4 protein-coding genes and 1 pseudogene are annotated in these 3,789 nt (G+C 70.2%); all 5 read right to left on the bottom strand.

Features of this window, described 5'->3' with window-relative positions; translation table 11 throughout:
- Nucleotides 1-358 (bottom strand): annotated as a pseudogene (locus tag AC1D15_RS21535) (biotin synthase BioB); the annotation flags it as partial.
- Between the two features lie 12 nt (nt 359-370).
- Nucleotides 371-1,210: a segregation and condensation protein A gene (locus AC1D15_RS21530; RefSeq protein ID WP_047505453.1), complete on the bottom strand. Its 840-nt coding sequence runs from the start codon at nt 1,208-1,210 to the stop codon at nt 371-373.
- 34 nt (nt 1,211-1,244) lie between these two features.
- Nucleotides 1,245-1,445: a DUF3460 family protein gene (locus AC1D15_RS21525; protein ID WP_047505455.1), complete on the bottom strand. Its 201-nt coding sequence runs from the start codon at nt 1,443-1,445 to the stop codon at nt 1,245-1,247.
- Between the two features lie 33 nt (nt 1,446-1,478).
- Nucleotides 1,479-3,083: a SulP family inorganic anion transporter gene (locus AC1D15_RS21520; RefSeq protein WP_477827572.1), complete on the bottom strand. Its 1,605-nt coding sequence runs from the start codon at nt 3,081-3,083 to the stop codon at nt 1,479-1,481.
- A 75-nt stretch (nt 3,084-3,158) separates the two neighbouring features.
- Nucleotides 3,159-3,789: hypothetical protein (locus AC1D15_RS21515; protein ID WP_477827571.1), on the bottom strand; the 631-nt coding region annotated here is incomplete at its 5' end.

The following is a 3,789-nucleotide window of genomic DNA, read 5'->3' as shown; positions in this document are numbered from 1 at the left end:
GCCACGCGGCGCCCATGCAGAAGCGCGAGGCACCGGCCTCCTGCGCCCGGCGCGCGGCGTCGAGCACGGCCTCGGTGTCCATCAGCTTGCCGGCCTCGACACCGGTGTCGTAGCGCGCCGCCTGCGGGCAGTAGCTGCAGTCTTCGGGGCAGCCGCCGGTCTTGATCGACAGCAGCGTCGACAGCTGCACCTCGGCCGGGTCGAAGTGCTCGCGGTGCACGGTCTGCGCGCGGAACATCAGCTCGGTGAACGGCAGCTCGAACAGGGCCTCGATGTCGGCCACCTGCCAGCGGTCGGTCGTCGCGGCCTGGGCGGCGGCACGGGTGACGAGGTGGACGGGTGCTTCGTGGATCGTCATGGGTGTTCTTTTCTAGGCGGGTTGATAGGCCAGGCGCACGTAGATCGGCGCGAACGCCTCGGCCTGCGTGATCTCCAGCAGCCGCTCGCGCGCCAGCTCCAGCATCGCGATGAAGGTCACCACCAGCACCTGCGGTCCGCGGGTCAGGTCGAACAGCTCCTCGAACATCGCGAAGCGGCGGCCCTGCAGGCCGCGCAGCACGATGCTCATGTGCTCGCGCACGCTCAGCTCCTCGCGGGTGATCGTGTGGTGCTGGTTCAGCTTGGCGCGCTTCAGGATGTCGGCCCAGGCGGCGCGCAGCTCGTCGATCTCGACATCCGGAAAGCGCGGCGTCAGCGATTGCTCGATGGTCACCTGCGCGCGCAGGAAATCGCGCCCCAGCACCGGCAGGCGGTCGAGCCCGGCTGCCGCCAGCTTCATCTGCTCGTACTCCAGCAGCCGGCGCACCAGCTCGGCGCGCGGGTCCTCGGGCTCCTCGCCCTCGGCCACCTTCTTCGGCGGCAGCAGCATGCGCGACTTGATCTCGATCAGCATCGCCGCCATCAGCAGGTATTCGCTGGCGAGCTCGAGGTTGGTCTTGCGGATCTGGTCGACATACGCCAGGTACTGGCGCGTCACGCTGGCCAGCGGGATGTCGAGGATGTTGAAGTTCTGCTTGCGGATCAGGTAGAGCAGCAAGTCGAGCGGGCCTTCGAAGGCCTCGAGGAAGACCTCCAGCGCATCCGGCGGGATGTACAGGTCGGTCGGCATCGTGAACAGCGGCTCGCCGTACAGGCGCGCCACGGCCACGTGGTCGACCACGGTGGGCGCTGCCGCGTCGGTGGCGGCCTGCGCCAGGGCGTCTTCGCTCACGGGGTGCCCGCTCGGTGTCGCGTTCAGGGACGCTTCAATGCCCGGTCTGGTAGACGTAGGGCTGCTGGGCGACCTGGGCGTCGCGGTACTCGCTCTGCGCCTCGCGGTCGACCGGCTTGTCCCACAGCAGTTGGCGGCCCTCGAGCATCCGGCCCGCGAGCGTCGGGTCCTTGGCCTTCAGCTCCTCGATGAACGAGGTGGTGTCGGACTTGTAGGCTTTCCAGAAGAGCGGCATGGTCGGGGCCAGTGAAGCAGCGGAGGGCGGATTTTAGCCGGCCCGGGCGGCGGCCTCGGCGCCGGCCCTGTCGGCGACGATTCGCCCCGCCCCCAGCTCGGCCTCGAAGCCGGCGCGGCGGATCAGCGACAGCGGCTGCGCATCGACCCCGGCCAGGAACAGCGCCACCCCGCGCCGCGCGAGCGAGCGCTGACATTGCGCCAGCGCATCCAGCCCCGAGGTGTCCATCGACAGCATGCGCTGCAGGTCCAGTACCACCGCGCGGGTGCCGGGCAGCACGCGGGCCGGCAGCGCCTCCAGCGTGCCGACCGCGCCGAAGAACAGCGGCCCGCTCAGCGCGAACACCTGCACATCCGGCGCCGCGCTCTCGCAAGGCTCGACGCGGAACAGCGTGCTCATCCGGTAGATGAAGAACACGCAGGCGAGCACCAGCCCGAACTGCACGGCCACCGTCAGGTCGAACACCACCGTCAGCCCGAAGGTGCCCAGCAGCACCGTGCGGTAGTGCAGGCTGAAGCGGCGCAGGCGCGCGAACTCGTGCCATTCGCCCATGTTCCACGCGACGAACAGCAGGATGCCGGCCAGCCCCGCCAACGGCACGTGCACCGCCAGCGGCGCGGCCACCAGCACCACCGCGAGCAGCGTGGCCGCGTGCACGATGCCGGCCACCGGGCTGGTGGCGCCGGAACGCACGTTGGTCACGGTGCGGGCGATCGTGCCGGTGGCGGGGATGCCGCCGAACAGCGGGGCGACCATGTTGGCCACGCCCTGGCCCATCAGCTCCTGGTTCGGGTCGTGGCGCGGCGCCTCGCTGAGGTTGTCGGCGACGCGGGCGCACAGCAGCGATTCGACGGCGCCGAGCAGCGCGATCGTCAGGGTCGGGATCAGCAGCTGCTGCGCACTCGCCCAGCTGAACGGCGGCAGCGCGAGCCGCGGCAGGCCCTGCGGGATGCCGCCGAAGCGCGAGCCGATGGTCTCGACCGGCAACTGCAGCAGCGCGGTCGCGAGCGTCGCCAGCACCAGCGCGACGATCGGGGACGGCACGGCCTTCCAGCGTTTCGGCCACAACGCGACCAGCGCGAGGCAGCCGAGGCCCAGCGCCAGCGCCGCCGGGTTCATGCTGCCGGCATGCGAGGCGAGCGCACCCACCTGCGTGAAGAAATCCGCCGGCACCTTCTCGATGTGCAGCCCGAACAGGTCTTTCAGCTGCGACACGCCGATCAGCACCGCGATGCCGTTCGTGAAGCCGATGATGATCGCCACCGGGATGTAGCGCACCAGCGCGCCGAGCCGCAACGCGCCCATCGCGAACAGCAGCACGCCGGCCAGTGCGGTCGAGATCAGCAGGTTGGTCAGCCCGTAGCGCTCGACGATGCCGTAGACGATGACGATGAACGCACCGGCCGGCCCGCCGATCTGCACGCTGGAGCCGCCCAGCGCCGAGATCAGGAAGCCGGCGACGATGGCGGTGAAGATGCCCTGCTCGGGCTTGACGCCCGACGCGATCGCGAAGGCCATCGCGAGCGGCAGCGCGACCACGCCGACGGTGACGCCGGCCGATGCGTCCTGCCAGAAGCGCCGGCGGTCGTAGCCGCGCAGGCTGTCGAGCAGGCGGGGGCGGAACGGATGCAGGCGCATGGAACCCGAGTATCGGTCCGGCCCGCGCCGGCGTCGCTTGATCTGGATCAAACAGCGCCGGGCAGGCCGCCGCCGTCAGGCTTCCTGGCGGCGTGCGCTGTCGGCGAGCTTCAGGAACTCGTGCGGTTCGCCCACCATCCAGCGCGCCAGCTGGTCGAGCAGGTTCGAGTCGATCCGAGGCGCCGCGAAGGTGACCACCACGGTCTCCAGGTCGTCGAGGTTGCCGAGCTGGAAGCTGACCTTGCCCTGGTCGTGGTCGGGCAGCAGGCGCACCGTCATCGTGACGTCGGCGACGAAGCTGAAGCGCACTTCCTCGAGCCGGCCGTTGACCGGGTCGCGCACCCACTTCGAATCGGGCGCAATGCCGGCCTGGCGCAGGCGGGCTTCGAGCCGCTCGATCTCCGGCGGGAAGTCCTTGCTCATCGTGAGCGAGCGGCCCGACTTCTGCAGCGCGTGGATGACCACATGGTCGAACACCTCCTGCCCCCGGTGCTGCTTGCGCCGCGCGTCGACCCGGAAATCGCAGCGCGTGAGGCCGTCGACCGTGGTGCTCTTGTCGAACATGAAGCGCACCGGCGGGCGAGGCAGCAGCACGTTGAGCTGGGGCGCCAGGTCCATCCAGTAGCGCCAGGTGGTCTGGCAGGCCGTCTCGACCAKCGCGGCGTTGCGCGCGAGTGCGGCCGTGTCGACCGTCTGCTGCGTTTTC

The sequence above is a fragment of the Rhizobacter sp. P2_H2 genome (genome assembly GCF_056403375.1).
Note: the sequence above shows the minus strand (reverse complement) of the source record. Positions and strands in the feature narration are given on the sequence as shown.